Origin of the sequence: Saccharomonospora iraqiensis subsp. paurometabolica YIM 90007 (genome assembly GCF_000231035.2) — a bacterium.
Taxonomy (GTDB): domain Bacteria; phylum Actinomycetota; class Actinomycetes; order Mycobacteriales; family Pseudonocardiaceae; genus Saccharomonospora; species Saccharomonospora paurometabolica.
Map to the genome: position 1 here is coordinate 9,836 of NZ_KI912225.1, position 1,193 is coordinate 11,028.

Here is a 1,193-nt window from a genome sequence, read left to right on the forward strand (position 1 = left end):
GGCCGGACACCGGCGGGACCGCCCGGAGCGGTCAGCCGCCGCGTGCCGCCCGCAGGGACTCCCGCACCGAGCCGAGTGTGGCCAGCACCGCGGTCGGCTCGTAGCCGCAGTGGGCCATGCAGTTCGCACACCGCGGGTCCCGGCCGCGGCCGTAGCGCTCCCAGTCGGTGGTCTCGATCAGCTCCCGGTAGGTCTCGGCGTAGCCGTCGTTCATCAGGTAGCACGGCTTCTGCCAGCCGAACAGCGAGTACGACGGCACGCCCCACGCGGTGCAGCCGAAGTCGACCTTGCCCTCCAGGAAGTCGAGGAACAGCGGCGAGTGGTTGAGCCGCCAGCGCTTGCGGTTGCCGTCCGCGAACGCCTTGCGGAACAGTTCCCGGCTCTCCTCCACCCCCGGGAAGTGGTCCTGGTCGGGGGCCTTCTCGTAGGCGTAGGCAGGGGAGACCATCATCTCGTCGACCCGCAGGTCGTCGTTGAGGTAGTCGAGCACCTCGATGACGGTGGCCGGGGTGTCGGTGTTGAACACCGTGGTGTTCGAGGTGACGCGGAACCCGCGGGACTTGAGCTCCCGCACCGCCTCCACCACCTCGTCGAACACGCCCTCCTTGTCCACCGCGGCGTCGTGCCGCTCCCGCATCCCGTCGACGTGCACCGCGAACGCGAAGTACTTCGACGGCGCGAGGTCGAGCTTGTCGATCTTCTTGCGGAGCAGTGCCGCGTTGGTGCACAGGAACACGTACTTCTTACGCCGCACGAGTTCGTTCACCATGGTGTCGATGTCCGGGTGCATCAGGGGTTCCCCGCCCGCGATGGACACCATCGGCGCCCCGCACTCCTCGATCGCGGCGACGGCCTGCTCCACCGGCATCCGCTGCTTCAGCACGCTCGCCGGGTGCTGGATCTTGCCGCATCCGGGACACCCGAGGTTGCAGGCGAACAGCGGTTCCAGCTCCACGATGAGCGGGAACTTGTCCCGCCGTTTGAGTTTCTGCGCCATCAGGTACCGGGCGATGCGCAGACTCTGGTGCAGAGGCATGTTCATGGGTGCCGCACCTCCTTGCTGGTGCTGTCCTGGACGGGGGCCCCGGATCCCTGCGGGGACGGGGCGGGAGCGGTTGCGGACGACGGCCGGGTTCCCGCGAGCCCCGCCGCCCACGCGCGTGCCACGGGCCCGACCCGACGCAACGCCGCCA

General features: G+C 69.2%; 1 protein-coding gene. It reads right to left on the reverse strand.

What is annotated here, in order from left to right; all coding sequences use genetic code 11:
* Positions 1-31: 31 nt before the first annotated feature.
* Positions 32-1,042, reverse strand: coding sequence for an adenosyl-hopene transferase HpnH (hpnH, locus tag SACPADRAFT_RS0208680; RefSeq protein WP_007027684.1), 1,011 nt, complete (start codon positions 1,040-1,042; stop codon positions 32-34).
* Positions 1,043-1,193 lie beyond the last annotated feature (151 nt).

Excerpts from the sequence above, each read along its gene's own strand:
- hpnH (WP_007027684.1), bottom strand. The coding sequence starts at position 1,042 with ATGAACATGCCTCTGCACCAGAGTCTGCGCATCGCCCGGTACCTGATG.